General features: G+C 67.7%; 21 protein-coding genes and 1 pseudogene. 7 read left to right on the top strand and 15 right to left on the bottom strand.

Going from position 1 to position 22127, the window contains the following annotated elements; all coding sequences use genetic code 11:
- Window positions 1–7 precede the first annotated feature (7 nt).
- The 3 genes from AWC08_RS25700 to AWC08_RS25690 all read right to left on the bottom strand — a co-directional run bounded on the left by AWC08_RS25700 (window position 8) and on the right by AWC08_RS25690 (window position 2906).
- Entirely contained in the window at window positions 8–1405 is a 1398-nt protein-coding gene (locus tag AWC08_RS25700; protein WP_065133977.1) for a class II 3-deoxy-7-phosphoheptulonate synthase, read from the bottom strand.
- A gap of 48 nt (window positions 1406–1453) precedes the next feature.
- Window positions 1454–1945 carry a polyadenylate-specific 3'-exoribonuclease AS gene (locus tag AWC08_RS25695; RefSeq protein ID WP_065133976.1) on the bottom strand — a complete coding sequence of 164 codons (492 nt, stop codon included), beginning with the start codon at window positions 1943–1945 and terminating at the stop codon, window positions 1454–1456.
- Between the two features lie 94 nt (window positions 1946–2039).
- Window positions 2040–2906, bottom strand: a complete 867-nt coding sequence (locus tag AWC08_RS25690; protein WP_065133975.1) for a hypothetical protein — start codon at window positions 2904–2906, stop codon at window positions 2040–2042.
- A 104-nt stretch (window positions 2907–3010) separates the two neighbouring features.
- Here AWC08_RS25690 and AWC08_RS25685 point away from each other — a divergent pair, with 104 nt between their 5' ends.
- Window positions 3011–4288: a glycosyltransferase 87 family protein gene (locus AWC08_RS25685; RefSeq protein WP_065133974.1), complete on the top strand. Its 1278-nt coding sequence runs from the start codon at window positions 3011–3013 to the stop codon at window positions 4286–4288.
- Window positions 4289–4311: 23 nt separating this feature from the next.
- Here the strand turns inward: AWC08_RS25685 and AWC08_RS25680 are convergent, their stop codons facing one another.
- From AWC08_RS25680 to AWC08_RS25660, 5 genes are all read right to left on the bottom strand, one after another.
- Window positions 4312–5061 carry a lysophospholipid acyltransferase family protein gene (locus AWC08_RS25680; RefSeq protein ID WP_065133973.1) on the bottom strand — a complete coding sequence of 250 codons (750 nt, stop codon included), beginning with the start codon at window positions 5059–5061 and terminating at the stop codon, window positions 4312–4314.
- A 96-nt stretch (window positions 5062–5157) separates the two neighbouring features.
- Window positions 5158–5541 carry a hypothetical protein gene (locus tag AWC08_RS25675; RefSeq protein WP_065133982.1) on the bottom strand — a complete coding sequence of 128 codons (384 nt, stop codon included), beginning with the start codon at window positions 5539–5541 and terminating at the stop codon, window positions 5158–5160.
- On the bottom strand, window positions 5538–6800 hold the full coding sequence (locus AWC08_RS25670; RefSeq protein ID WP_083271222.1) for an ArsA family ATPase: 1263 nt from the start codon (window positions 6798–6800) through the stop codon (window positions 5538–5540). Before AWC08_RS25670 ends, AWC08_RS25675 begins: the two co-directional genes overlap by 4 nt.
- Complete coding sequence (locus tag AWC08_RS25665; RefSeq protein ID WP_065133971.1) at window positions 6797–7231, bottom strand: SRPBCC family protein; 435 nt, start codon at window positions 7229–7231, stop codon at window positions 6797–6799. Before AWC08_RS25665 ends, AWC08_RS25670 begins: the two co-directional genes overlap by 4 nt.
- A gap of 119 nt (window positions 7232–7350) precedes the next feature.
- Entirely contained in the window at window positions 7351–7740 is a 390-nt protein-coding gene (locus AWC08_RS25660) for a polyketide cyclase / dehydrase and lipid transport (RefSeq protein WP_065133970.1), read from the bottom strand.
- A 158-nt stretch (window positions 7741–7898) separates the two neighbouring features.
- On the opposite strand from AWC08_RS25660, the gene AWC08_RS25655 reads away from it, so the two are divergent.
- Window positions 7899–9701 (top strand): AMP-dependent synthetase/ligase, encoded by a 1803-nt coding sequence (locus tag AWC08_RS25655; RefSeq protein WP_065133969.1) that lies wholly within the window; start codon window positions 7899–7901, stop codon window positions 9699–9701.
- On the opposite strand, the gene pimB is transcribed toward AWC08_RS25655, so the two are convergent.
- The 4 genes from pimB to AWC08_RS25635 all read right to left on the bottom strand — a co-directional run bounded on the left by pimB (window position 9686) and on the right by AWC08_RS25635 (window position 13452).
- Entirely contained in the window at window positions 9686–10840 is a 1155-nt protein-coding gene (gene pimB, locus AWC08_RS25650; RefSeq protein ID WP_069434178.1) for a GDP-mannose-dependent alpha-(1-6)-phosphatidylinositol monomannoside mannosyltransferase, read from the bottom strand. The genes AWC08_RS25655 and pimB overlap by 16 nt on opposite strands.
- Before the next feature lie 144 nt (window positions 10841–10984).
- Window positions 10985–11704 carry a gluzincin family metallopeptidase gene (locus tag AWC08_RS25645; RefSeq protein WP_232007940.1) on the bottom strand — a complete coding sequence of 240 codons (720 nt, stop codon included), beginning with the start codon at window positions 11702–11704 and terminating at the stop codon, window positions 10985–10987.
- A 143-nt stretch (window positions 11705–11847) separates the two neighbouring features.
- The gene (gene ripC, locus AWC08_RS25640; RefSeq protein WP_065133966.1) at window positions 11848–13014 is read right to left on the bottom strand and encodes a peptidoglycan hydrolase RipC; all 1167 of its coding nucleotides are present in this window, start codon (window positions 13012–13014) and stop codon (window positions 11848–11850) included.
- Between the two features lie 162 nt (window positions 13015–13176).
- Entirely contained in the window at window positions 13177–13452 is a 276-nt protein-coding gene (locus AWC08_RS25635) for a hypothetical protein (protein ID WP_065133965.1), read from the bottom strand.
- 111 nt (window positions 13453–13563) lie between these two features.
- Between AWC08_RS25635 and AWC08_RS25630 the strand changes: the two are divergent.
- Window positions 13564–15408: pseudogene (locus tag AWC08_RS25630) on the top strand (DEDD exonuclease domain-containing protein); the annotation flags it as partial.
- Here AWC08_RS25630 and trpD read toward each other — a convergent pair.
- Window positions 15346–16431, bottom strand: a complete 1086-nt coding sequence (gene trpD, locus AWC08_RS25625) for an anthranilate phosphoribosyltransferase (protein WP_244906541.1) — start codon at window positions 16429–16431, stop codon at window positions 15346–15348. The pseudogene AWC08_RS25630 and the gene trpD sit on opposite strands and share 63 nt — an antisense overlap.
- A 127-nt stretch (window positions 16432–16558) precedes the next feature.
- Between trpD and ctaE the strand changes: the two genes are divergently transcribed.
- From ctaE to qcrB, 4 genes are read left to right on the top strand one after another with little or no spacing between them, the layout of a single operon-like run.
- On the top strand, window positions 16559–17170 hold the full coding sequence (gene ctaE, locus AWC08_RS25620) for an aa3-type cytochrome oxidase subunit III (RefSeq protein ID WP_065045069.1): 612 nt from the start codon (window positions 16559–16561) through the stop codon (window positions 17168–17170).
- Between the two features lie 39 nt (window positions 17171–17209).
- Window positions 17210–18052, top strand: coding sequence for a cytochrome bc1 complex diheme cytochrome c subunit (gene qcrC, locus AWC08_RS25615; RefSeq protein WP_065133963.1), 843 nt, complete (start codon window positions 17210–17212; stop codon window positions 18050–18052).
- The gene (gene qcrA, locus AWC08_RS25610) at window positions 18049–19275 is read left to right on the top strand and encodes a cytochrome bc1 complex Rieske iron-sulfur subunit (protein ID WP_069435529.1); all 1227 of its coding nucleotides are present in this window, start codon (window positions 18049–18051) and stop codon (window positions 19273–19275) included. The genes qcrC and qcrA overlap by 4 nt, the downstream gene beginning before the upstream one ends.
- Window positions 19272–20954 (top strand): cytochrome bc1 complex cytochrome b subunit, encoded by a 1683-nt coding sequence (gene qcrB / locus AWC08_RS25605; RefSeq protein ID WP_065133962.1) that lies wholly within the window; start codon window positions 19272–19274, stop codon window positions 20952–20954. Before qcrA ends, qcrB begins: the two co-directional genes overlap by 4 nt.
- Window positions 20955–21116: 162 nt before the next feature.
- Here qcrB and AWC08_RS25600 read toward each other — a convergent pair whose 3' ends face one another.
- Entirely contained in the window at window positions 21117–21761 is a 645-nt protein-coding gene (locus tag AWC08_RS25600; RefSeq protein WP_065133961.1) for a DUF2561 family protein, read from the bottom strand.
- On the bottom strand, window positions 21761–22127 hold a 367-nt coding region (locus tag AWC08_RS25595), incomplete at its 5' end, for an MmpS family transport accessory protein (RefSeq protein ID WP_218621752.1). The genes AWC08_RS25600 and AWC08_RS25595, both read right to left, overlap by 1 nt.

Here is a 22127-nt window from a genome sequence, read left to right as displayed (position 1 = left end):
TCGCTCTTTAGTCGCGCAGCATCTCCGCGACCAAAAAGGCCAGCTCCAGCGACTGCTGGGTGTTCAGCCGGGGATCACACGCCGTCTCGTACCGACCGCCCAAATCGGTGTCCGAGATGTCTTGTGCCCCACCGAGGCATTCGGTCACGTTCTCGCCGGTGATCTCGACGTGGATGCCGCCCGGGTGGGTGCCCAGTGCGCGGTGCACCTCGAAAAAGCCCTGCACCTCGTCGACGATGCGGTCGAAGTGGCGAGTCTTGTAGCCCGTCGACGATTCGTGGGTGTTGCCGTGCATCGGGTCGCACTGCCAGATCACCTGGTGGCCCGCCGCTTGCACCTTCTCGATGATCGGGGGCAGCACGTCACGCACCTTGTTGTTGCCCAGCCGGCTCACCAGGGTCAGCCGGCCCGGCTTGTTGTGCGGATCCAGGCGCTCGACGTATTCGACGGCCAGCTCGGGGGTCATGGTCGGACCGATCTTGACGCCGATCGGGTTGGCAATCACCTCGGCGAACGCCAGGTGGGCGCCGTCGAGCTGGCGGGTGCGCTCGCCGATCCAGACGGTGTGCGCCGACAGGTCGTAGAGTTTCGGTTCCCCGCCTTCCACATCGGGGTCGTCAGACAACCGGAGCATGGAGCGCTCGTAGTCCAGGACCAGAGCCTCGTGGCTGGCGTAGATCTCGGCGGTCTGCAGGTTACGGTCGGCCACCCCGCAGGCGCTCATGAACCGCAGCGCGCGGTCGATCTCGGATGCCAGGGCCTCGTACCGCGCGCCGGCCGGTGACGTGCGCACAAACTCCCGGTTCCAGTCGTGCGCCAGGTGCAGCGAAGAGAAGCCCGACGACGTCAGCGCCCGCACCAGGTTCATCGCGGCGCTGGCGTTGGCGTAGGCCCGTACCAGCCGCGACGGGTCGTGGGCGCGGACCGCGGCGTCGGGCGCGAAGCCGTTGATCATGTCGCCGCGGTAGGACTTCAAACCCAGCGCGTCGATGTCGGCCGACCGTGGCTTGGCGTACTGCCCCGCGATACGGGCCACCTTCACCACCGGCATGCTGGCGCCGTAGGTGAGCACCACGGCCATCTGCAACAGGGTGCGGATGTTGCCGCGGATGTGGGGTTCGGTGTTGTCGGTGAAGGTCTCGGCGCAGTCACCGCCTTGCAGCAGGAACGCCTCGCCCCTGGCGACCTGCGCGAGCTGTTCCTGCAGCCGGACGATCTCCGACGGCACCGTCACCGGCGGCACACTTTCGAGCACCTTGCGCATCGCCGCCGCTTCGTCGGCGTCCCAGCTCGGCTGCTGGGCGGCCGGCTTGGCCAGTGCGGCGTCGAGCTGCGCCCGCAGGTCAGCAGGCAGCGGCGGCAGCGGCGGCAGCTGGTCGATCGGAATGTCGACGGTCCAGTTCATCGGTCCATGGTAACTGTGGCCGTTCGCGGCTGATCAGGGCGAACGCCGCTAGCCCGCGCCGTCCAGGGAGTTGATTATCTGGAAGCGGCGCAACTGATCCCGGGCATCGACCAACGCGTCGTGCGCATCGGCGGATCTGGGCGGCAGCCGCGGGGATCCCCGGTCTTCCCACAATTGGCGCAGTTCCCGGGTGAATCTGGGGATCGCTTTCGGCAGCTGAGGCATCGTCCCCCACAGCTGGCACAGAACCACGTGGTCGTAAGCGCCCAGCCAGGCCCACAGCTCGATGGGCTCCGAGCCGTTGACGCCCAGGAACTGTTCCAGATCGGCGCGGATCCGCCGGCGCGAGCGCCACAGCTGGGACGACGGCGACGGCAGTTTGGGCAGGACGTGGGCCCGCACCCAGTTGCCGGCTCGGCCGGGGTCGAACTCCGAGGACACGGCGTAGTACTCCCGCCCGTCCTCGGCGACCACCCCGATCGAGATCAACTCGATGGTGCGGCCGTCCTCGATAAATTCGGTGTCGTAGAAGTACCGCACCGCCGCAGCTTAGTTGCGCCCGTTGCGCGAGGAGACGCAAAAGCCCCGTGGAGCGTTCGCTCCCGGGGGCTTTTGCGTCTCCTCGCGCCCCCTACTAGCCCCCGATCGGGATGGGCCCGGTGCTGTCGGGCGGCGGCGCGGGGTGCACCTCGAGATCCAGCTGCGCATCCACGGTGCGCTCGTCGGGCAGCCGCGGAGTGCCGGCGATCGCGCCCTGCAGCCACAGCTTGGCCTGCACCACCGGGCGCCGCCATCTGCGTTCGCGTGCCAGCGCGCGCCGCATCTTCGCCGGCCGGGCGGTGTAACGCCACCGCGCCCACGGGGCGTGCGGACGGGACAACCGCACCGCACCGACGATCAGCAGCACCACGATGAACATGCCCAGCAGCCCGGTCCAAACCTTGCCCTTGAGCAGCACGATCACCGCCAACGGCAGGGTGAACACGAGCGCGGAGGCCAGCGTGCTCTGCAGCGTCAACCAGTCACCGTCGTAGCGGATGGGCAGCACGAACATCAGCGGGTGCAGGCCCAGCATCAACAACCCGGCTACCGCGATCGCGGCGAACACCGCATCCACCGAACTGCGGCCGTCTTCCTCCCAGTAGACATCGGACAGGTGCAGGATCAGTGCGTACTCGTCCAGCACCAGCGCCGCGCCGACTCCGAAAAGTATTGCCGCCAGCGTGAGTTGAGGTTGCTGACCGTTGACCGCCAGGGTCACCAGGGTCAGCCCGGACAGCATCACCAGCACCACCCCGAACGCCACATGGTGGATGTGCACAGCGCCGACGTGGATATTCCGCGGCTGCCACCACCGGGCCGGACGGTTGCGGTCGGCCCGGTGACGAATGAAGCGCACACACGACCGCGTGACGAAAAACGTCAGGATGAAGGCGACCAGACAACACAGCAGCGGCAGCCGGCCGCGGTCGATGATGTCGTGCTGCAACCAGTGGTGCACTCAAAAAAACCTACGCCCGACCGGCGCGCCACACCCGCAAGCCGCGCTGCGCGGGCAAAACAAGCCCAAATAACGATTAGGCTGTCTCCTGAAAATGAGTAGACATGAGTAAATTGCGGTCGCCCGGGGTGGCCAGTCGACTCGGGCGGGTTTCGCTATGGTGCCTGCTCTGGCTGCTTGCCGCCCTGGCACTGACCTACACGTGCTGGCAGTTGTTCGGCCACATTCCGTATCGCATCGACATCGACGTGTATCAGATGGGCGGGCGGGCGTGGCTGGACGGGCGCCCGCTGTACACCGGCAACGTGATGTTCCACACACCCATCGTGGATCTTCCGTTCACCTACCCCCCGCTGGCCGCGATCGCGTTCAGTCCGTTCGCCTGGATGGGCATGCCCGTCGCCAGCGTGGTGATCACCGCGCTGACGTTGGTGGTCCTCCTGGTGTCGACGATGATCGTGTTGACCCGGCTCGACGTGTGGGCCGACTCGAGGCTGCTGCCCGGTCCGGCATGGCTGCGCCGCGCGTGGCTTGCCGTCGTGATCGTCGCGCCCGCGTCGATCTGGCTGGAACCGATCGCGTCCAACTTCGCCTTCGGCCAGATCAACGCCGTGTTGATGACGTTGGTGATCGCCGACTGCTTCCCCCGTCGCACGCCCTGGCCGCGGGGTCTGCTGCTAGGGCTGGGGATCGCGCTCAAGCTCACCCCGGCGGTGTTCCTGCTGTACTTCCTGCTGCGCCGCGACAACCGGGCCGCCCTGACGTCAGTGGCGAGTTTCGCGGGGGCGACGGTGCTGGGCTTCGCGCTGGCCTGGCAGGACTCGTGGGAGTACTGGACGAAGACGCTGCAGCACACCGACCGCATCGGTGAGGCGGCGCTGAACACCGACCAGAACATCGCGGGCTCGCTGGCCCGGTTGGGGCTGGATCAGCACGAGCGTTTTCCGCTCTGGGTGCTCGCCTGCCTGGTGGTGCTGGCCGCGACCATCTGGGCGATGCGCCGGGTCCTCAAAGCCGGCGAGCCGACGCTGGCGGTGATCTGCGTCGCGCTGTTCGGCCTGGTGGTTTCGCCGGTGTCCTGGTCGCACCACTGGGTGTGGATGTTGCCGGCGGTCCTGGTGACCGGGGTGCTGGCCTGGCGCCGCCGCAACGTTGCGCTGGGCGTGCTCACCGTGGCTGGCCTGGCCTTGATGCACTGGTCGCCGATTGACCTGCTGCCCAAGCACCATGAGACGACGGCGAACTGGTGGCGTCAGCTACTGGGCATGTCCTACGTCTGGTGGGCGCTGGCCGTCATCGTGGTCGCCGGCGTGACGGTCACCGCGGCGGTTGTGCCGACGCGCTCGACACCGCGCGAACGCACACCCGTAGCGGCCGCTTAACGCGGCCCGCCGTCAAGCGGCCTTCAACCGGCGGCGGTCTCGGGGATTCGCGCGGCGACCGAAGATTCCGGTTTGGCGCCCTCTGCGTCACCGTCTTCGGCGCTGCCGTTCTTGACGCTGGCGGCGTAGATGTCGACGTACTCCTGGCCAGATAGGCCCATCAGTTCGTACATCACCTCGTCGATGACGGCGCGCTCGATGAAATGGTTTCCGGCCAGGCCGTCGAACCGGGAGAAGTCCATCGGCTTGCCGAAGCGGACGGTGACCCGGCCGAAACGCAGCATGGTGGTGCCGGGCGGGTTCACCACATCGGTGCCGATCATCGCGACCGGGATGACGGGGACGCCGGTCTGCAGGGCCAATCGCGCCAGGCCGGTTTTGCCCTTGTAGAGCCGCCCGTCCGGTGAGCGGGTGCCCTCCGGATACATGCCCAGCAACTTGCCCTGACCCAGCACTTGCTCGGCGGTGTTCAGTGCGGCCTGCGCGGCTTCAGAGTCGGTGCGGTCGATCGGCACCTGTCCGACGGCGGTGTAGAACCAGCGATTGAACCAGCCCTTGATCCCGGTACCGGTGAAGTATTCGGACTTGGCGAGGAAAGTGATTCTGCGCCGCACTACCAGCGGCAGGAAGAAACTGTCCATCACCGCCAGGTGATTGCTGGCCAGGATCGCCGGACCGGAACTCGGAACGTGGTGCAGCCCTTCGACTTTGGGGCGACCGATCAAGGACAGCAATGGGCCCAGGAGGACGTACTTAAACAGGTAGTACCACATTGGCCCTCCCTCTCGCCCACACCAGTTGGTGTCTGCGCCAACTGTACCCACCCGCGCTGGCCGCGACCACCTCGCGAGACCCGGCCCGGTGCCGGCTCACTCCTGCAGCGTAACGGGGATGGCCTGGTAACCCGTCTTGGCGGTGGCCTTGCCGTTCGCGGCCGGGGCGGGGGGGTCACCCCCGCCGTCTTCGGCGGCGTCGTCCTCCGGCGCCGCCGAACGATCGATGTCGTCGACGATGGACTGAATCACTTGCAGCAGGGCGACGCTGTGATCGGCGATGACCGTCACCAACGGGTGCTGCTCCCCGTTGAGGACCGCCGCCAGCGCGCACACCGGACACCAGACCTGCTGGCACTTGCCGGGTGCGCCACCGACCGCCATGCCGGCCGCCGCCCGCACGGCCGGGTCGATTCCGTCCAGAATCGCCTGGGCCAGTCTGCGCAGCTCGGGGCCGACATCGGTATGAGCCTTACTCACTTCGGCCATACCTCCGGATCGGGTTGAAAACGAACGGTCAATTCACTGCCCCGCAGATGCGCGTCCAGCACCGTACACCGGCGCAGCACCGAGGCTAACCGAACCCGGCGCCGCATACCGCCCGCGCTGATGATCAGGTCGTCATCGGAACGGCCCAGGGCCAGCGATCCGGCATCGAGTTGGGGCAGCGACAGCCGCAGCCGGTAGACGGACTCCAATCCCGTCCCGGACTCGAGGTCGACCACCGGGTGCAGCGGCCCGGGCGGGGCCGCACCGCGGCGCCGGCGGGTGCTGTCGAGCAGGCCTCCCAGCGCTTTGGGCCCGATCGGCTCGCCCGCCTGGTGCGGCACCAGCACCAGCGCGACATCGCCGATGGTGGCGTCGAGTTCTTCGAGCACCGCGCGTTGCTCGGCGATCCGTTCGGCGTACCAGTAGAACGCGGGGTGGTCGGGCAAGCTGCTGTATTCGTAGGTTTCGTCGCGCACCAGCACCTGATTGACCAGCAACTCCTCGACCCGCACACCCATCAGCGCCAACGATCCCAGCGTGCGGGCCGCTTCGGCGGCGACCACCCGCTCCGGCGTGAGCACCAGGTGCGCGCTGACCAGGTCGCCGTCGGTGAGCAGCGAGCTGAGCCGATCTACCGTGGCGCTGGTCCGTTCCAGCAGCTGCACCACCGCGGCCGAGCGCGGGTCGTCGACGCCGATGCTGAGCCGGCGGTGGCGCGGCCACGCGCGTTCGGCATACAGCCCGAACGTGGCCGGCAGCGTCAACATCCGCAGCGCGTCGGCCGTCGAGGCGCAGTCGACGATGATGCGATCCCAACGACCGGACATCGCGAGCTCGCCGACGGCGTGCAACCCGAGGACTTCCTGAATCCCGGGCAGCGCCGAAAGTTCTTCTGGCGCAATGCGACTCAGCTCGGATTCGGGGAAGCGGGCGTCCAGCGCGCCGACGACCTCGCGCCAGCGGTCCTCGAGCAGTGCCAGGGTGTCCAGCGCCAGTGCGTCCAGGTAACCGCCACCGGCCTGCGAATCGTCGGCGTGCACCCGGACGGGCTCGCCGTGACCGGTCGGCGGAACCGGGACGCCCAGGACGTCACCCAGCGAGTGGGCCTGGTCGGTGGACACCACGAGCACGCGCTGACCACCGCTGGCATCGCAAACCGCGGTCGCGGACGCCAGGGTGGATTTCCCTACCCCGCCCTTGCCGACAAAGAGGCTGATCCGGGCCGCGGTAGGCGGAACGGAATCACTCAGCCCTCGACTCGTTTCTTCAGATCCTTCAGTGCGCCGTCGATCAGCCTGCGTTCGGCTTTGCGCTTGAGCATCCCGATCATGGGAACGGCCAGGTCCACCGCCAGCTCGTAGGTGACGTCGGTGCCAGAACCCTTGGGCGCCAGGAGGTACGAGCCCTCGAGCGACTTGAGCAGCGAGCTGGATTCCAGTGTCCAACTCAGCGACTCACGGTCGGCCGGCCACTGGTAATTCATGATCAGCGTGTCTTTGAAGATCCCCGCGTCCATCAGCATCCGCGCCTTCTTGGGATAGCCGTCGTCGGTGGCCTCGAGGACTTCGACTTCCTTGTATTCATTGATCCAGTCCGGGTAGGACTCGATGTCGGCGATCGCCTTCATCACCTCAGCTGGATCCGCGTCGATGTAAATCGTCTGGTTCGTCTTGTCCGCCACTTGGCTGTTTCCCTTTCCCGGTCGACCCCGGCCAATTGCGGGAGTGCCCCAGATCTCCCGGCAGAAACGGTACTCTCTCTGGGCAATCTTGATGCCGATCTTGACCCGTCTCGACCCGGTTAAACTACCGGAGAACTCCCGACGGGACGCGACCGTTCCAGGGTCGTCTTCACCTCGAACGCCATATTCTTGCCCGCGACGCGGCGACGGTGCGTCATTTTAGCCAGGTTGAGCTTGGCCAGCTCGGATGCCGAGACGCCGGTCGGTTCGGCATGCAGGAAGTAGTGCAGTATCACCCCGTCCATCGACGGTTCCAGCCAAACCTCCATGGTGCCCGTCAGCGGGCCGCTGACCGCCCAGCGCATGCCCTTGTCGGCACGGTCCTCGGTGACCTTCAAGTCCAGGTCGGGCCACCACCGGCGCCACTTCGACCGGTCTGCGATAGCGGCCCCGACCAGCGCGCCAGCGGCGGCGACGTAGGTTTCGTCGGCGATCTGGATGCTGTTCATCGCCTCAGCTTCACATACCGGTCCGGGTGGCAGCGGTGCGGCCCTCACCTGCCCGGCTATCGCGGCGGACCCTCACCGGCCGTCGCCGGGCTGCGCGAATGCCACCGATAGGCTGGGCAACAGCAAGCCACCGCCTGAGGTCAAGCGAGGTAAAGAGAGTGCGTTCGTACAGTGTCCCCGCCCGCTTTTCCGTCTACGACCACGACAACGTCGCGGCTGTGGTGTACGAGCACGAGCGCAACGACCCCGACTACGTGATCTACCGGCGCCGGGTCGACGGGGCGTGGACGGACGTCAGCTGCGCCGAGGCGGCCAACCAGATTCGTGCCGCCGCACTGGGCTTGATTTCGCTGGGTGTCCAGCCCGGTGACCGCGTCTCGATCTTCTCGGCCACCTGCTACGAGTGGGCGATCCTGGACCTGGCGATCCTGTCGGTGGGCGCGGTAACCGTGCCTATCTACGAGACCTCGTCGGCCGAGCAGGTGCGCTGGGTACTGCAGGACTCCGAAGCGGTGCTGGCATTCGCCGAAACCGATGCGCACGCGGCCATCGTCACGGAGCTCACCGGCGACCTGCCCGCCCTGCGCCGCGTACTGCACATCAACGGCGCCGGCCCGAAGGCATTGGACCAGTTGGTGGAGGCCGGCGCATCGGTCGAAGCGGCCGAACTGACGGCGCGGCAACAGGGCCTGCGCTCCGACGCTCCGGCGACTCTCATCTATACCTCTGGCACCACGGGCCGGCCGAAGGGCTGCCAACTCACCCACTCCAATCTGCTGCACGAGATCCGCGGCACCGCCGAGTGCCTGCCCACGTTGTTGTGCGAGGGGCAACGCCTGCTGGTCTTCTTGCCGCTGGCCCACGTGCTGGCCCGTGCGCTCACCCTGGCGGCTTTCACCAGCAAAGTGACCGTCGGATTCACCAGTGACATCAAGAACCTGCTGCCGCTGCTGGCGGAGTTCAAACCGACTGTGGTGGTGTCGGTTCCGCGGGTATTCGAGAAGGTGTACAACACCGCCGAGCAGAACGCCGCCAACGACGGCAAAGGTGCTGTCTTTAAGGCAGCCGCGCAGACGGCGGTCGATTGGAGCCGCGCCCAAGACGACGGCAAGCCCGGAATGGTGCTGCGCGCCAAGCACGCGGTGTTCGACCGCCTGGTCTACGGGAAGCTGCGTGCCGCGCTGGGTGGTGAGTGCCACGCCGCCGTCTCCGGCGGGGCCCCGCTGGGTGCGCGGCTCGGGCACTTCTACCGCGGTGTGGGCGTGACCATCTACGAGGGTTACGGGTTGACCGAGACCAGTGCGGCGATCACGGTGAATCAGATCAACGGCCTCAAGATCGGCACGGTGGGCAAGCTGGTGCCGGGCAACAGCCTGCGAATCGCCGAGGACAAAGAACTGCTGGTGCGCGGGGGCGTGGTATTCAGCGGCTACTGGCGCAATGAGCAGGCCACCCAGGAGGCGTTCAGCGACGGCTGGTTCCGCACCGGCGATCTCGGCGCTGTCGACGAAGACGGTTTCGTCAGCATCACCGGCCGCAAGAAGGAGCTCATCGTCACAGCGGGCGGGAAGAACGTCGCGCCCGCCGTGCTGGAAGACCAGTTGCGGGCCCACCCGCTGATCAGCCAGGCGATGGTGGTCGGGGACGCCAAGCCGTTCATCGGCGCGCTGATCACCATCGACCCCGAAGCGTTCGAGGGCTGGAAGCACCACCATCACAAGAACTCGGCAGCGACCGTGGGCGAGTTGGCCACCGATCCGGATCTGGTCGCCGAGATCGACGCGGCGGTCAAGCAAGCCAACCAGCAGGTCTCGCACGCCGAGTCGATCCGCAAGTTCCGCATCTTGCCTGTCGATTTCACCGAGGACACCGGCGAGCTGACACCGACGATGAAGGTGAAGCGAAACGTGGTCGCCGAGAAGTTCGCCTCCGACATCGAGGCGATCTACTCGAAAGACTGAGCACCGAGCAGCTTTTCCAGTCGGGCGGCCAGCAGGTCCCAGCGCCACTCGCTGCGAACCCAGTCGCGCCCGGCGGCGCCCATCGCGGCGGCCCGGTCGCGGTCGATCAGCAACTCGGTGACGGCCTCGCCGATCTCGTCCACCGAGTTGCCGTCGACCACCAGTCCAGTCTTGTTGTGCTGCACCGCTTCCGGGGCTCCTCCGGAGTCGCCGGCCACCACCGCAACGCCGGTGGCCGAGGCCTCCAGGAAGACGATGCCCAGGCCCTCGACGTCCATGCCGGCGCCGCGGGTGCGGCACGGCATCGCGAACACATCGGCCATGGCGTGATGGGCGGGCAGTTCGTCACCCGGAACGCCGCCGGTGAAGGTGACGTGGTCTTCCACCTCGCATTCGCGCGCGAGCTTGCCCAGCGTCTCGAGGTAGGGCCCGCCGCCGACGATGACCAGCGCCGCGCCCGGGACGCGCCGGCGAATCGCCGGCAGGGCCTTGATCAGCATGTCCTGCCCTTTGCGGGGCACCAGCCGGGACAGACACACCACCGTGGGCCGCTCGCCCAGCCGATAGCGTTTGCGCAGTTCAGCGCGCGCGGCAGGGTCGGGCCGGAAGCGGTCGCTGTCCACTCCGGGCGGGAGATATTCCAGCGCGGCACTGGGTCCGAACGCCGGCGCGAACCTTGACCGGGTGTAGCGGCTGACGAAGGTCACGACGTCGGTGTGATCGCCGATGCTGCGCAGCACTGATCGCGCGACCGGCAGCATCGACCAGCCCACTTCGTGGCCGTGGGTGCTGGCCAGCACACGTGTGGCGCCGGCCTGGCGGGCGCGCGGCGCCAGCAGGGCCAGCGGGGCGGCGGCTCCGAACCAGACCGTGTCGATGTCGTTGTCGTCGATGAGCCGGCGCATCCGGGCGTCGACGGTGGGGACTGGCAGCATCAGCGTGGTGGGATGGCGCAGCACCCGATAACCCGCCGAGTCGGCCGCTTCGTCGAAAGCCTCGGCGCCCTTCCATTTTGGCGCGTACACCGTCACGCTGTGCGTCCCGGAGTCGACCAGCCGATTGACGAACTCCCCCAGGTAGGACTGGATGCCCCCGCGTCGCGGGGGAAAGTCGTTGGTTACCAGCAGGACCCGAGCCACCCCGTGAGGTTAGCGGGCGACGATGCACGCCGCGGCAGCGGCGCGTTGAGGAGCCCGCCGCCCCGCGGCGAGGGTGCGCGGAATGCCGCTCGCCGCGGCGTGTCGTCGTACCGGAGTGCACGTTCACGGCGACCCGAACCGGATCTAGGTGCGGCCGGCCGTCCAGCGCTGCCAGCGTGGCAGCAGACCGGCCACGTCGATGCCCAGCGACCGGTCGACGGCTGTGGCCAGATCGACGTGCCCGACACCACATGCCGCGACATACAGTTCGCGCAACTTGGCCGGCCCGTAGGTATCGGCCACGAACCTGGCGAACCACCACGCCCGGTCATAGGCCAGGGAGCGTTGCGGCCCGGGAGTGTCGAGGTCGTCGTCCGTCGGCAACGACTGCGCGCCGGTCTGGGCATCGGCGGGCAGCGCGGTCTGCGGCCGGGCGACGTAATCGGCCACCCCTTCGGTGAGCCAACGCGGCGCGTCCAGGGCGGTGTCCACCCGGGCCGCATAGTGGAAAAGCTCATGGCTGAGCACTATTCGTAGGGCTTGTGCACTCATCTGCGTCGCGCCGGGAGCCAGCACGATGCGGGCATCGACCATCGTCCGGGCCACCGGATCGACGCGTTCGGCCACTGTCACCGCCGCGATGTCCGCCCACTGCGAAGCTGTGCCGCCGCCGGCGGCCTGCTGAAACTGCTCGTCCGATCCGGTAGCCACCACCGCGATCTCATGCGTCCAGTCGACGCCCCAGAAACCGACGACCGCATCGACGGCACCGTCGAGATCAGCGGTGACCCGCGACAGCAGGCGGTCGGACTCCGAGCCGCCCAGGTTGACCAGTCGCACGACCCGGTCTCCGGCAGACGACATCGTCGTGACGGGCTGGGAGCGGGAAACGACCGGTACCGCGGCGGCGGCGCGCTCGTGCCCCGGGAGCATGACCGCGGCGATCAGCTCGGCGGCGAAGATACCGGCCAGCAGTATGTGGAGCCGGCGCCTTGGGGCCGGAACGGTCAGTAGCGGCGGGCGTCGTAGATGGGACCGGACGAGTCCATCGGCACCACGCGGACCGGCTGGCCGAAGGTGGACGAGTGGACCATCATCCCGTCGCCGACGTAAATCCCGGCGTGCGACGCGTCGGAGTAGAAGGTCAGCACGTCGCCGGGCTGCAGGTCAGACAAGGAGACCGGCTGACCGCCATGCGCCAGCGCCTGGCTGGAGTGCGGCAGCGAGATGCCGGCCTGCTGAAACGCCCACATGACCAGGCCCGAGCAGTCGAATCCCCCGGGAGCGGCGCCGCCCCACACGTAGGGACTGCCGATCTGGGTCAACGCAGCCTGCACCACGACCGCGCGGTCGCCACCACCGCCGCCACCCGTGAAGGGCACGTTGGCTGCCCCGCCAGGAGCGGGTGCCTCACCGGGGACGCCTTCGGGCGGCACCGGGGCGCCCGGCGGCAGTGCCTCCGGAGCGGGAGCGGGCGCACCGGGCCCGCGATCCGGTACTCGATCGGGGGCCGGTCCGGGATTGGCCAGGGCGGTGCGCTGCTCCGGAGTCAACGCCTGGTACTGCGACTTGACGACGGCGATCTGCACCTGCAGCTGGCTTTGCTTGTGCTGCAAGTTCGCCCGCACAGCCGCGGCCTGCTCGGCGGCGGCCTTGGCGTCGGCAGCGGACTTTGCGGACGCCTGCTCGGCCTTCACCGCCTCCTCGCCGGCGGCCTTGAAACTGGCCATCTGCGAGGACATCTGACCCGCCATCACCCGCTGTATTGCAAGCCCGTCGATCAGCGACTGCGGCGACGCGGCCGTCAGGATGGCGTCTAGACCATCGGTGCGGCCACCCATATACGTCGCGGCGGCAACCTTGTTCACCGCGCCCTGGAAGTTGGCCAAGCGCGCTCTCGCGGCTTCCAGCTTGGCCTGGTCGTCGGTCAGCTTGCGCTCCGCGGCCTGCTGGGCGGCGAGCTTCTCGTTCAGATCCAGCTGTGCGCTGTGCATCGCCTCGGTGGTCTGCTCGGCCTGCCGGGAAAGCTCGTTGAGTTTCGCCAACGCGTCGTCGGCAGGATCGGCCAGTGCGCCGGCGGCCGTGATCCCCGAGAACACGATGAAGCTCGCGAACGAACCGATGGCGAACCGCTTGATGACGCGCGCGATCGAATGCCTACAGTCGAGCCTCAAGATTTGCTTCCTTAAACTGCCATCGACGTGAATTCGCCGAGCTGGTTTAGGTCTCAAACAGGTTACGAAACGATATCGACGTTTGTCCAAAGGGGGGAGTTAAGAAATTGGGTAGATTTATGTCATTTCTATGTGAGACAGGGTTTCTGGCCGTCGTCGACCCTACACGACCCGCCGGGTCATTGCGCTAGTCGGCAGATCACGATCGCGCCGGATAGGCACCAGACGCAGTCGCGGCGCCAAGCCCGCCTCGGCCAACGTCTCGAGCGCGACTTGTTCGTCGTACGAAAGGGTTTCGGGCACCCCGAGCAGAACGCTCACCACACACTCGCGGCATCCCGGCCCGCGGACCGCGCAATCGTCGCAGTCGATGACCACCGGCTCTCCCGGCCTGGCCGCTGCGCCACCGGCCCTTTCGGTGCCCTTGCTGTGTCCCATCTGGGTCGGTCCTCTCCCTAGCACTCTCACTCCAAAGTCGATCTGCACCGCACGGTAACGCCGGCCACCGACAACGACACCCGGCGTGGGAACCGTTGGCTGTCGGTGCGGATGCCTAACGTCACCGCCATGAGTGCGACCGGTGGGACTCAACTCAGCTTCGCCGGGCTGGACGACTTGAGCGCCCCCGACGAATCGCAGCTGCGCGAGACCACCTTCGTCGTGGTGGACCTGGAAACCACCGGCGGACGCGCCAAGGGCCGTGACGGCGCCGCCCCGGACGCGATCACCGAGATCGGCGCGGTCAAGGTGCGTGGCGGCGCGGTGCTCGGTGAATTCGCCACCCTGGTCGACCCGCAACGCAGCATCCCACCCCAGATCGTCCGGCTCACGGGCATTACCACGGCCATGGTGTGTGACGCCCCGACCATCGAGGCCGTGCTGCCGATGTTCTTCGAGTTCGTCGGCGACTCGGTGCTGGTGGCCCACAACGCCGGCTTCGACATCGGGTTCCTACGGGCCGCGGCCGAACGGTGCCAGCTCAAGTGGCCGCGGTCGCGGGTGTTGTGCACGGTCCGGCTGGCGCGCCGGGTGTTGAGCCGGGAAGAAGCCCCCAGCGTGCGGCTGGCCGAGCTGGCGCGGATCTTCGCCGTCGCGACCCGGCCCACCCACCGCGCCCTCGACGACGCCCGCGCCACCGTCGAGGTGTTGCACGCACTCATCGAGCGAGTCGGCAATCAGGGCATCCACACCTACGCCGACTTGCGCTCGTACCTGCCGGACGTCACCCCGGCGCAGCGCCGCAAGCGGGTATTGGCCGACCGACTGCCCCAGTGCCCCGGGGTCTATCTGTTCCGCGGCCCCGCCGGCGAGGTGCTCTACATCGGCACGGCAGTCGACCTGCGGCGCCGGGTGAACCAGTACTTCAACGGCAGCGACCCGCGTGGCCGGATGAAGGAGATGGTCGGCCTGGCGGACGGCGTGGACCACGTGGAATGCGCCCATGCACTGGAGGCCGGTGTGCGTGAGCTGCGGCTGCTGGCCGCGCACGCCCCGCCGTACAACCGCCGCTCGAAGTTTCCGCACCGCTGGTGGTGGGTGGTGTTGACCGATGAGGCGTTCCCCCGGTTCTCGGTGATCCGCAACCCCAGGCACCAGCGGGCCATCGGGCCGTTCCGCTCGCGCACGGACGCGGCCGACACCGCCGCACTGCTGGCCCGCTTCACCGGCGTGCGGACGTGTACGAAACGGCTGGGGCGCTCGGCGCTGCACGGTCCGCTCTGCCCCGAGGTGGAGCTGGCACCCTGTCCCGCCGCCCGCGCTGTGACGGCCGAGCAATACGCCGATGCGACCCGACGCGCCGAGGCGCTGATCGACGGGTCGGACAACTCCGCGCTGGGCGCGGCCGCCGAGCAGGTGGCCGCGCTGGCCGGGCGTCACCACTACGAAAGTGCGGCCCGGCTGCGCGACCACGTCGCCACCGCCGTCGAGGCGCTGTGGCGGGGCCAGCGCCTGCGGGCCCTGACCGCGCTGCCCGAGCTGATCGCCGCGGCGCCCGACGGTTCGGGCGGCTACCACTTCGCGGTCATCAGACACGGCCAGCTCGCAGCCGCCGGCGGCGCCCGGCGGGGAGTGCCCCCGATGCCGGTGATCGACGCGATTGCAGCTGGGGCGCAAATGATCCTCCCGACACCGGCCCCGCTGGGCGGCGCACTGGTCGAGGAAACCGCGCTGATTGCCCGCTGGCTGGCCACACCGGGCGTGCGGATCGTGCGGGTGATCGGTGCCGACGAAGCGGGCTGGGCGACTCCGCTGGGCGCGGCGGGCGCGTGGGCGGCGTGGGCGGCCACCGCACGGTCGGCGCGGCTGGCGGGTCGCCAGGCCGAAGCGCACTCAGACCTGCTGGCCGAACCGCACCCATCGCGCGAGCAGGTGTTCGGCCGCGCCGCTGTCGATCGCGGCGCTGGCCCGCCCCAACCCGTCCTCCCACGCCGGCAACCATTCAGCGCGGCTGGATAGCCCCGCGTGAGCGACGAGCGCGCCCGCGGCGTTGAGCACCACCGCGTCGCGCACCGGCCCCCTGGCGCCGGCCAGCACGGCCCGCACCTCCGCGGCGTTGGCCGCGGCGTCGCCACCGCGCAGCTCGTCGAGTTCGGCGCGCGCGAAACCGAATCCCGCGGGATCGAATTTGAGCTTGTCCACGGTGCCGGCCTGCACCCGCCAGATCGTGCTGGTCGTGGTGGTGGTGAGCTCGTCGAGCCCGTCGTCACCGTGCACCACCAGCACACTGGAACGGCGTGCAGCAAACACGCCGGCCATGACGTCGGCTAAATCGGCGAACGCGCAGCCGATCAACCCGGCCCGCGGCCTGGCTGGATTCGTCAGCGGCCCAAGAAGATTGAATACCGTAGGCACACCGATCTCACGGCGCACCACGGACGCATGGCGGTAGGACGGATGGAATTGCGGCGCGAAGCAAAAACCGATTCCGACCTCGGCGAGGCTGCGGGCGACCTCTTCGGGCCCTAGGTCGATGCGCACCCCGAGCGCCTCGAGCGTGTCGGCGCCGCCGGACAGCGAGGACGCGGCGCGGTTGCCGTGCTTGACCACCGGCACCCCGGCGGCCGCCACCACGATCGAGGCCATCGTGGACAGGTTCACGGTGTTCACACCGTCTCCACCGGTACCCACGACGTCGACCGCGTCGTCGGGAATGGCGCCCTCCGGCATCGCCCGGGCATGGTCGAGCATCACGCCGGCCAATTCGCTGACTTCGTCGGACGTCGGGCCCTTCATCTTCATCGCCACGGCGAACGCGGCGATCTGGGCCGGCTGCGCGGCGCCGGTCATGATCTGGTCCATCGCCCACGCGGCCTCTCCGCGGGGCAGGTTCAGCCGGTCGGTCAAGCGCCCCAGCACCCGCGGCCACGACGGTGCGGCGGACGAAACAGCCTCAGACGACGCAGCCACGTCGCCGATGGTCCCACGAGAATCCGCTGCTCCCAACAGCGCGCCCCCGACCGCCAGACAACCCGCACGACACGAAATCTCAGAAATTTGTGACCCGGGTAGTCTTCGACAACTACAAAGCGTCATACTTGCGGATGTGACGAGTGCTGTAGGGACCTCGGGTACTGCGATTACGTCGCGAGTCCATTCGCTGAACCGCCCCAACATGGTGAGTGTCGGCACCATAGTGTGGCTCTCCAGCGAGCTCATGTTCTTTGCTGGCCTGTTCGCGTTCTACTTCACGGCGCGAGCGCAGGCCGGCGGGAACTGGCCGCCGCCGCCGACCGAGCTGAATCTGTACCAGGCCGTGCCGGTGACGCTGGTGCTGATCGCGTCGTCGTTCACCTGCCAGATGGGCGTGTTCGCGGCCGAACGTGGCGACGTTTTCGGCCTGCGGCGCTGGTACGTGATCACCTTCCTGATGGGGCTGTTCTTCATCTGCGGCCAGGCCTATGAGTACGTGCATCTGGTGACGCACGGGACGACGATCCCCAGCAGCGCCTACGGCAGCGTGTTCTATCTGGCCACCGGCTTCCACGGCCTGCACGTCACCGGTGGTCTGATCGCCTTCATTTTCCTGCTGGTCCGCACCACGATGAGCAAGTTCACCCCGGCGCAGGCGACCGCCAGCATCGTCGTCTCGTACTACTGGCACTTCGTCGACATCGTGTGGATTGCGCTGTTCGCCGTCATCTATTTCATCCGTTAAGACCGCAGCCCCGAATTAGGAAACGACAGGAGTGCTCAGTTGAAAAGACTGGGGTTCACCCGATCCGGTGGCAGCAAGAGTGGTCGTTCCCGACGGCGTCTGCACCGTCGGCTGTCCGGCGGACTATTGCTGCTGATCGCTCTCACCATCGCCGGTGGGTTGGCAGCCGTCCTCACGCCGACGCCGCAGGTCGCGGTCGCCGACGAGTCCGGCTCGGCCTTGCTGCGCACCGGAAAGCAGCTGTTTGACACGTCATGTGTGTCGTGCCACGGCGCCAATCTGCAGGGTGTGCCCGACCACGGGCCCAGCCTGATCGGCGTCGGCGAGGCGGCCGTCTACTTCCAGGTGTCGACCGGCCGGATGCCCGCCATGCGCGGCGAGGCTCAGGCGCCGCGCAAGGAGCCGATCTTCGACGAGGCCCAGATCGACGCGATCGGCGCCTACGTGCAGGCCAGCGGCGGCGGCCCCACCGTCGTGCGCAACCCCGACGGCAGCCTTGCGATGCAGTCGCTGCGCGGCAGCGACCTGGGCCGCGGCGGCGACCTGTTCCGGCTCAACTGCGCCTCGTGCCACAACTTCACCGGTAAGGGCGGCGCGCTGTCGTCGGGCAAGTACGCACCCGACCTCGGCGAGGCCAACGAGCAGCAGATTCTCACCGCGATGCTGACCGGCCCGCAGAACATGCCGAAGTTCTCCGACCGTCAGCTGTCCTTCGAATCGAAGAAGGACATCATCGCGTACGTGCGGACCGCCGCCGAGGAACGTTCCCCGGGCGGCTACGGACTGGGTGGCTTCGGACCCGCGCCCGAGGGCATGGCGGCATGGATCATCGGCATGGTCTCGGCCATCGGGCTGGCACTGTGGATTGGGGCGCGCTCATGAGCGACGAGTCTGAAGTGACACAAACCGCGAAGATCGGTTCGGACACCGACACCAGCACCCACGCGGGCGAAACGGAGCCTGACGACGCGGCGCTGGCCCGCATGTCCCGTGAGGAACTGCTCGCGCTCGGCAGCAAGATGGACGGCGTCCAGATCGCCTACAAGGAGCCGCGCTGGCCCGTCGAGGGCACCAAGGCCGAGAAGCGGGCCGCGCGTGGTGTCGCCGGCTGGCTTTTGCTGGGCGGGTTCTTCGGCCTGGCTCTGCTGCTGGTCTTCCTGTTCTGGCCGTGGGAGTACAAGCCCAACGGCAGCTCGGGTAACTTCCTCTACTCGCTGGCCACGCCGCTGTACGGCTTCACCTTCGGCATGTCCATCCTGTCGATCGCCATCGGCGCGGTGCTGCTGCAGAAGCGCTTCATCCCCGAAGAGATCACGATCCAGGACCGCCACGACGGCGCCTCTCGGGAGATCGACCGCAAGACCGTGGTGGCCAACCTGGCCGATGCGTACGAGGGTTCGACGGTCGGACGCCGCAAGCTGATCGGCGCGTCGTTGGGGATCGGCTTGGGCGCATTCGGCCTGGGCACCCTGGTCGCGTTTGCCGGCGGCTTGATCAAGAACCCGTGGAAGCCGGTCGTTCCCACCGCCGAGGGCATGAAAGCGGAGCTGTGGACGTCCGGGTGGACTCCGCGCTTCAAGGGCGAGACCATCTACCTGGCTCGGGCCACCGGGGCCCACGACGGACCGCCGTACACCAAGATGCGCCCGGAGGACATGGATGCCGGCGGCATGGAGACGGTCTTTCCGTGGCGGGAGTCCGACGGCGACGGCACCACGGTGGAATCGCACGAGAAGCTGTCGGCGATCTCGCTGGGTGTGCGCAACCCGGTGATGCTCATCCGCGTCAAGCCCGGCGATGTGGACAAGGTCGTCAAGCGCCAGGGGCAGGAGAGCTTCAACTTCGGCGAGTTCTTCGCCTACACCAAGGTATGCTCGCACTTGGGTTGCCCCGCATCACTTTACGAACAACAGACCTACCGAATTCTGTGCCCGTGTCACCAGTCGCAGTTCGACGCATTGCACTTCGCCAAGCCGATCTTCGGCCCGGCCGCTCGTGCGTTGGCTCAGCTGCCCATCACAATCGACTCCGACGGGTATTTCGTCGCCAACGGTGACTTCATCGAACCCGTGGGACCGGCATTCTGGGAGCGCACAACAACATGAGTCCAAAATTGAGTCCCCCGAAGATCGGCGACGTACTGGCCCGCCAGGGCAATGACGTTGACTCGCGGTACCACCCGTCAGCGGCGGTGCGCCGACAGCTCAACAAGGTGTTCCCGACGCACTGGTCGTTCCTGCTGGGTGAGATCGCGCTGTACAGCTTCATCGTGCTGCTGATCACCGGCGTGTACCTGACCTTGTTCTTCGACCCGTCGATGGCCGAGGTCACCTACAACGGCGTGTATCAGCCGCTGCGTGGCGTCGAGATGTCGCGGGCATACGAGACGGCGCTGAACATCTCCTTCGAGGTCCGCGGCGGTCTGTTCGTCCGTCAGATCCACCACTGGGCGGCGCTGATGTTCTCGGCGTCGATCATGGTGCACCTGGCGCGCATCTTCTTCACCGGCGCGTTCCGCCGGCCTCGTGAGGCGAACTGGGTCATCGGGTCGCTGCTGCTGATCCTGTCGATGTTCGAGGGCTACTTCGGCTACTCCCTGCCCGACGACCTGCTCTCGGGTATCGGCCTGCGGGCGGCGCTGTCGTCGATCACGCTGGGCATGCCGATCATCGGCACCTGGCTGCACTGGGCGTTGTTCGGCGGGGACTTCCCGGGCACCATCCTGATCCCCCGGCTCTACGCCCTGCACATCTTGCTGATCCCGGGCATCATCCTGGCCCTCATCGGCGCGCACATGGCGTTGGTGTGGTTCCAGAAGCACACCCAGTTCCCCGGCCCGGGGCGCACCGAGCACAACGTGGTCGGCGTGCGCGTCATGCCCACCTTCGCGGTCAAGTCCGGCGCCTTCTTCGCGGCGATCGTCGGAGTGCTGGGCCTGATGGGCGGTCTGTTGCAGATCAACCCGATCTGGAATCTGGGCCCCTACAAGCCGTCTCAGGTGTCGGCGGGCTCACAGCCGGACTTCTACATGATGTGGACGGAGGGCCTGGCTCGTATCTGGCCGCCATGGGAGTTCTACTTCTGGCACCACACCATTCCGGCGGTCGTGTGGGTCGCCATCATCATGGGCCTGGTGTTCGGCCTGCTGGTTGTCTATCCGTTCCTGGAGAAGCGGTTCACCAAGGACTACGCGCACCACAACCTGCTGGTGCGGCCGCGCGACGCTCCGGTGCGCACCGCGATCGGCGCGATGGCGATCGCCTTCTACATGGTCCTCACGCTGTGCGCTATGAACGACATCATCGCGTTCAAGTTCCACATCTCGCTGAATGCGACGACGTGGATCGGGCGTATCGGCATGGTGGTGCTGCCGCCGCTGGTCTACTTCATCGCCTACCGGTGGGCCGTGGGGCTGCAGCGCAGTGACCGTGCGGTGCTCGAGCACGGTGTCGAGACCGGCATCATCAAGCGGCTGCCCCACGGTGCCTACATCGAGCTGCACCAACCGCTCGGCCCGGTCGACGACCACGGCCACCCGCTGGCGCTCGAGTACCAGGGCGCGGCATTGCCCAAGAAGATGAACAAGCTGGGGTCGGCCGGCTCGCCGGGCAGCGGCAGCTTCCTGCGCGCCGACCCGGTCTCGGAGGATGCGGCACTGCGCGAGGCGGGCCACGCCGCCGAAGTGCGTGCACTGACCGCCCTGCGGGAGCACCAGGAGGGCTCTAACGGCTCCGCCAACGGGTCCAACGGGCACTCCAACGGGCACTCCAACGGACACGGCTAGGCAGCCCGCAGCGAAGCGCTGAGCCGCCGTCCCCGCTCCCGGGGGCGGCGGCTTTGCTTTGTCGCTTTGTCGTCAGAGGGGTGTTGGGCCTGCGCTCAGGGCAGCGGCCACTCGCACTTCCGCACCCTCACCGCAGAGTCAACAGCGCAAGGCGGCACGAACTCAGTGCGCGACCTGGCCGCGGCGAAGCTGCCGCACATAAAGGATCTCGATCACCGGCAGCCCGGCCGCGATCACACCGGCGACACCGTAACTGACCCATGAGGCCCCGTCGTGCCCGGCGGCCATCAGATAGGTCGCCACCGCGACGGCGATCAAAGAGGTCCCGATAGCGCTCGTCAATGCCAGTGTCCCCCGCAACCAGATGCGGTCGACCACGGCGCCGGACCATTCGTCAAGCGCGCCATAAGCTTTGACCGGCTCCCGGCGCGCCGGCTCGACGGCGACGCGGCCACCGGTCCGCCCGATCTGCTTGGGCGGCCGGACGGCTCCACCCTGCAGGGCACGGGAGCGCACCACCGGTTCGGCCTGCGTCATCCGGCGGGCGCGCAGCAGCACCGGGATAGCACCGGCGATGATCAAGGCGGAAACGATGATGACGGCATACAGCACCCAGGTGGTGTGGGGAGTCCGCGCCATTTTGTGAAAACCGCGGCCCAGGTCCGCCAGCGCCACGGCGGCCGCCACGCTGACGCCTACCAGCACCAGCCAGATGGCCGCGCACGCCCCGATCATGACGCGGTCGATGATCTCCGGGTTGACGACCGGGTCCGACCCACGCCGGTACGCCGAATATCTGCCGACCATCAACAGCTCGTCTGCGGCGAGTCGTTGGTGTTGGACGACAACACCGTTCCGTCACTGGTGATGATCGAGCAGTTGAGTCTGCTGACACGGAAGAGGCTCGACGCCTCCACCGAACCCACATCCGATTGCGAGATCGGTGTGACGGTCATCGACCACGGGATGTACACGTTGTGCTGCGTGCGACGCCGGCCAGACGCGTCGACGTAGGTGACGGAGATGATGTCGCCGGGGGCTTTGGTCCCGGTCACCGAGTAGGTGACCTGCCGCGGGCCGGCCGGCGTGGTGGTCGCCGGGGGTGGGGCCGCGGCGGTGGTGCTGCTCGCGGTCGGGGGCGCCGCGGTGGTCGACGGCGGTGGCGGTGGTGGC

The organism is Mycobacterium gordonae, from assembly GCF_002101675.1.
GTDB lineage: Bacteria > Actinomycetota > Actinomycetes > Mycobacteriales > Mycobacteriaceae > Mycobacterium > Mycobacterium gordonae.
This window is presented reverse-complemented; position numbering and strand designations above follow the sequence as displayed.

What these genes read in the sequence shown, in the direction of transcription:
- AWC08_RS25700 (WP_065133977.1), bottom strand. Translation starts at nt 1,405, where the DNA reads ATGAACTGGACCGTCGACATTCCGATCGACCAGCTGCCGCCGCTGCCG.
- AWC08_RS25685 (WP_065133974.1), top strand. Translation starts at nt 3,011, where the DNA reads ATGAGTAAATTGCGGTCGCCCGGGGTGGCCAGTCGACTCGGGCGGGTT.
- AWC08_RS25680 (WP_065133973.1), bottom strand. Translation starts at nt 5,061, where the DNA reads ATGTGGTACTACCTGTTTAAGTACGTCCTCCTGGGCCCATTGCTGTCC.
- AWC08_RS25660 (WP_065133970.1), bottom strand. Translation starts at nt 7,740, where the DNA reads ATGAACAGCATCCAGATCGCCGACGAAACCTACGTCGCCGCCGCTGGC.
- AWC08_RS25645 (WP_232007940.1), bottom strand. Translation starts at nt 11,704, where the DNA reads ATGTCGTCTGCCGGAGACCGGGTCGTGCGACTGGTCAACCTGGGCGGC.
- AWC08_RS25635 (WP_065133965.1), bottom strand. Translation starts at nt 13,452, where the DNA reads ATGGGACACAGCAAGGGCACCGAAAGGGCCGGTGGCGCAGCGGCCAGG.
- qcrA (WP_069435529.1), top strand. Translation starts at nt 18,049, where the DNA reads ATGAGCGACGAGTCTGAAGTGACACAAACCGCGAAGATCGGTTCGGAC.
- qcrB (WP_065133962.1), top strand. Translation starts at nt 19,272, where the DNA reads ATGAGTCCAAAATTGAGTCCCCCGAAGATCGGCGACGTACTGGCCCGC.
- AWC08_RS25600 (WP_065133961.1), bottom strand. Translation starts at nt 21,761, where the DNA reads ATGGTCGGCAGATATTCGGCGTACCGGCGTGGGTCGGACCCGGTCGTC.